The sequence below is a fragment of the Bradyrhizobium sp. genome (assembly GCF_036735945.1).
Taxonomy (GTDB): Bacteria; Pseudomonadota; Alphaproteobacteria; order Rhizobiales; family Xanthobacteraceae; genus Bradyrhizobium.
On sequence record NZ_DAINNI010000227.1, the window covers coordinates 1 to 3,842 of the forward strand.

Consider the following 3,842-nt stretch of genomic DNA (forward strand, 5'->3'; position numbering starts at 1 on the left):
GGCGCCTGGGTCGATCCGGCCGTCAAGAAATCCACCCCCGTCGTCAATCCGGCGAGCGAAGAGCCGATGTACGAAGTTGCGCTCGGCTCGAAGGCCGACCTCGACAAGGCCGTTGCCGCCGCCAAGCGCGCTTTCGTCACCTATTCGCAGACCAGCCGCGAGGAGCGTATTGCGCTCTTGGAAAAGATCATCGAGATCTACAAGGGCCGCATGAAGGAGATCGGCGCGGCCGTTTCCGACGAGATGGGCGCACCGCTGCCGATGGCCGAGCGCCTGCAGGCCGGCGCCGGCCTTGGCCACATCGCCTCCACGCTGGAAGTGCTGAAGAACTATCCCTTCGAAGAGACGGTCGGAACCGCCGTCGTGGTGCGCGAGCCGGTCGGCGTCATCGGCATGATCACGCCGTGGAACTGGCCGCTGAACCAGATCGCCTGCAAGGTCGCACCTGCGCTCGCCGCCGGCTGCACCATGATCCTGAAACCCTCGGAATTCACCCCGACCTCGGCCTTGATCTTCGCGGAAATCCTCCATGAAGCGGGCGTGCCGAAGGGCGTGTTCAACCTGATCAACGGCCTCGGCCCGGAGGTCGGCGCCGCGATGAGCGAGCACCCCGACATCGACATGATCTCGTTCACCGGCTCGACCCGCGCCGGCGTCGACGTCGCCAAGCGCGCCGCGCCGACCGTGAAGCGCGTCAGCCAGGAACTCGGCGGCAAGTCGCCGAACGTCATCCTCGAAGGCGCCGACCTCGCCAAGGCGGTGACCGGCGGCGTCATGCACATGTTCAACAATTCCGGACAGTCGTGCAACGCGCCGTCGCGGATGATCGTGCCGCTGTCGAAGATGAAGGAAGTTGCCGCCATCGCGAAGGGCGTCGCCGACAAGACCAAGGCCGGCGATCCGCGCGGCGAGGGCACCACCATCGGCCCCGTCGTCAACCGCGGCCAGTGGGACAAGATCCAGGCGCTGATCAAGAAGGGCATCGACGAGGGCGCAACGCTGGTTGCCGGCGGCCCCGGCCTGCCGGAAGGCGTCAACAAGGGCTTCTATGTCCGTCCGACCATCTTCGCCGACGTCACCAACGAGATGACGATCGCGAAGGAGGAAATCTTCGGACCGGTGCTGACCATCATCGGTGCCAAGGACGAAGCCGAGGCGGTCAAGATCGCCAATGACACGCCCTATGGTCTCGCCGGTTACGTCACCGGCGATACCGTGGAAAGCGCGCGCCGCGTCGCCCGCCAGATCCGCGCCGGCAACGTCAACCTGCAGGGCGTGCCGAACGACCGCACCGCGCCGTTCGGCGGCTACAAGCAGTCCGGCAACGGCCGCGAGTGGGGCAAGTACGGCCTCGAGGAGTATCTCGAGGTGAAGGCGGTCGCCGGCTACAACGCGGCGTAAGTCGCAACCGTCATTGCGAGCCACCGGGTCGGGCGAATGCCCGCCCGATGACAGGCTCCGCGAAGCAATCCATTGCCGGACAGGAATGGATTGCTTCGTTGCTTCAGACCGCCGCCACGCAGGAGAAGATCTGCCCGCGTGGGCCACGCAAGGTGGTTAATGCAAAGCTGCCGAAGCGATGGTCTACTGTGCGCAACCCCAAGCTGAACGTGAAAAAACACGCAATTCGAGCGAATTTCACCGATTGCATCAATCAATCGTTGGTATTCCACCCCGACTATGCCGCTCCAGTAGAGCCTGCGGTCGGACGGATGGAATGAAGACTTTCCTTTGGGTCATATGGGCGGCGCTACGCGCGACGTTCTGGAAAAGCACTGCTGCCGGTCGCCCGGTCGGCATCGGCATGGTGCTCCTCTTCGCCGTGCTGGCGGCGGCGTCCGAGGCCGCCAACCAGTATCTCACGGCCGAAGGCGCAGCCGGCTTCAGCCCGTATGGCATCAACTCGATCATCGCGGGGATCGCGGTCGGCGCCGTGGTGACCTTGCTGTTCGCTTCGCGCCACCGCACGGTCGTGCTGGCCCGGTTCCTTGCGATGAGCGCGCTGGTGAGCTGGCTGGCGGCGGTCGTCGTCCATTATTTGCCGTTCAAGCCGCAGGATTTTCCGCCGGGAGCATGTCCCGTTGTCATCCTGCTGCTCGTGACGTGGTGGATAGGCTCGGCGGTCGCCGTCCTGAGAGGGGCCGGCGTCGGCCCGTATCAGAGCGCGACGATCAGAGGGTTCGGGCTTGCGGTCGTATCGCTGCTCGCGGTTACGGCCATGCCGTCGTTCCCGACTTTCGCGGGCCGCGATTTCGAGCTGTCGACCTACAATTTCTGGGAAATCGCATCCGCCAAATTCCGCAAAGGCGTCGAGGAAACGACCGCTGAAGTCGACACAGCGGCAATCGAGCTTTCGCAGCCGTCGCTGCTCGAAGCCGAGATCGGGAAGCTGTTGCCGGAGCGAAAGGGGACGACGGACATCTACGCCATCGGAATTGCCGGATGGTCCGATCAGGACGTGTTTACCAGGGAATTGAACGGCGGTTTGTCGATCCTGAGCAGGTCGCTCGGCATGGATCGCGGCACGGTGCGGCTTGTGAACCATCGCGATACGCTTGCGACCACCCCGGTCGCCACCCGCACGAACTTTGCCGCTGCGGTGCGTGCCGTAGCTCGGACCATGAACAAGGACGAAGACGTCATGGTCATCTTCATTACGTCGCACGGTGGGCCGACGGGCGTCGGCCTCTTCCTGGGGAGCGCCCTGACTGCCGTACTCAGTCCGGATCATGTCGCTTCCGTCCTCGATCGCGAAGGTATCCGCAATCGCGTGATCATCGTTTCGGCCTGCTATTCCGGCGTCTTCGTCAAGGCTCTCGCGTCGCCGGACAGCATCGTGCTGACGGCCGCGGACGAAAACAGCACGTCGTTCGGCTGCTCCAACGAGCGCGAATGGACCTATTTCGGCGATGCCTTCTTCAATCAAAGCTTCGGCGAGAGCGTGTCGCTGCAACAGGCCTTCGAGGATGCAAAGGTGAAGATCTCGGAATGGGAGGCCCGCGACGCGCTGCCGCCGTCGTCGCCGCAGGGCCATTTCGGCGCTGTGATTTCCGAGAAACTGGCGAAGCTCAAGTCCGGCAAGAAGATGCAGGCCTCTACCGAGGAACGTTAGCTCGTCGGCAACCGTATGGATTGCGTCAGCCGCCGGCCGCGCCTTGCGTGTTCACGTAGAGCGCGTAGATCGACTGGCTGGCGGCCATGAACAGGCGGTTGCGCTTCACCCCGCCGAAGCAGAGGTTGGCGCAACGCTCGGGTAGCGCAATGCGGCCGATCATGACGCCGTCGGGCGCGAACACCACGACGCCGTCGAGCTCGGGATCGCCCATGCCCCAGCCGCACCAGAGATTGCCGTCGATGTCGACCCGGAAGCCGTCGGGCGTGCCCGGTCCGGCATCGACGAACACGCGCTTGTTGGAAAGCTTGTCGCCGGATGGCGAAACGTCATAGGCGAGGATCTTGCGGTTCGGCACCCCGCGGGACTCGATGACATAGAGGATTTTTTCATTCGGCGAGAAGGCGAGCCCGTTCGGTCCCAGCACGCCCTCGGCGACGATCATGGCCTTGCCGGTCTGCCCGTCGATCCGGTAGACATTCTGCTCGAGCTCCGGCTCCGCCTTGTAGCCCTCGTAATTGCCGAGCAGGCCGAACACCGGATCGGTGAACCAGATCGAGCCGTCGGACTTCACGACGACGTCGTTCGGCGAGTTCAGCCGCTTGCCGTCGAAGCAATCCATCAGCACCGTGATCGACCCGTCATATTCGGTGCGCGTGACGCGCCGGCCGCCATGCTCGCAGGTGACGAGCCGTCCCTGGCGGTCGCGGGTATTGCCGTTGGCGAAGTT

Annotated in this window: 4 protein-coding genes; 3 read left to right on the plus strand and 1 reads right to left on the minus strand. The window is 64.1% G+C overall.

Annotated elements, in window-relative coordinates; translation table 11 throughout:
• The 3 genes from V7E26_RS29560 to V7E26_RS29570 form a co-directional block, all read left to right on the plus strand.
• On the plus strand, nt 1–1,401 hold a 1,401-nt coding region (locus V7E26_RS29560), incomplete at its 5' end, for an aldehyde dehydrogenase family protein (protein ID WP_324422921.1).
• Nucleotides 1,402–1,448: 47 nt separating this feature from the next.
• Nucleotides 1,449–1,721, plus strand: a complete 273-nt coding sequence (locus V7E26_RS29565) for a hypothetical protein (protein WP_324422922.1) — start codon at nt 1,449–1,451, stop codon at nt 1,719–1,721.
• A complete protein-coding gene (locus tag V7E26_RS29570) occupies nt 1,718–3,112 on the plus strand; it encodes a C13 family peptidase (protein ID WP_324422923.1) in 1,395 nt (464 codons plus the stop codon). Before V7E26_RS29565 ends, V7E26_RS29570 begins: the two co-directional genes overlap by 4 nt.
• Nucleotides 3,113–3,137: 25 nt before the next feature.
• Here the strand turns inward: V7E26_RS29570 and V7E26_RS29575 are convergent.
• A partial coding sequence (locus V7E26_RS29575) for an SMP-30/gluconolactonase/LRE family protein (protein WP_324422924.1) occupies nt 3,138–3,842 on the minus strand: 705 nt, incomplete at its 5' end.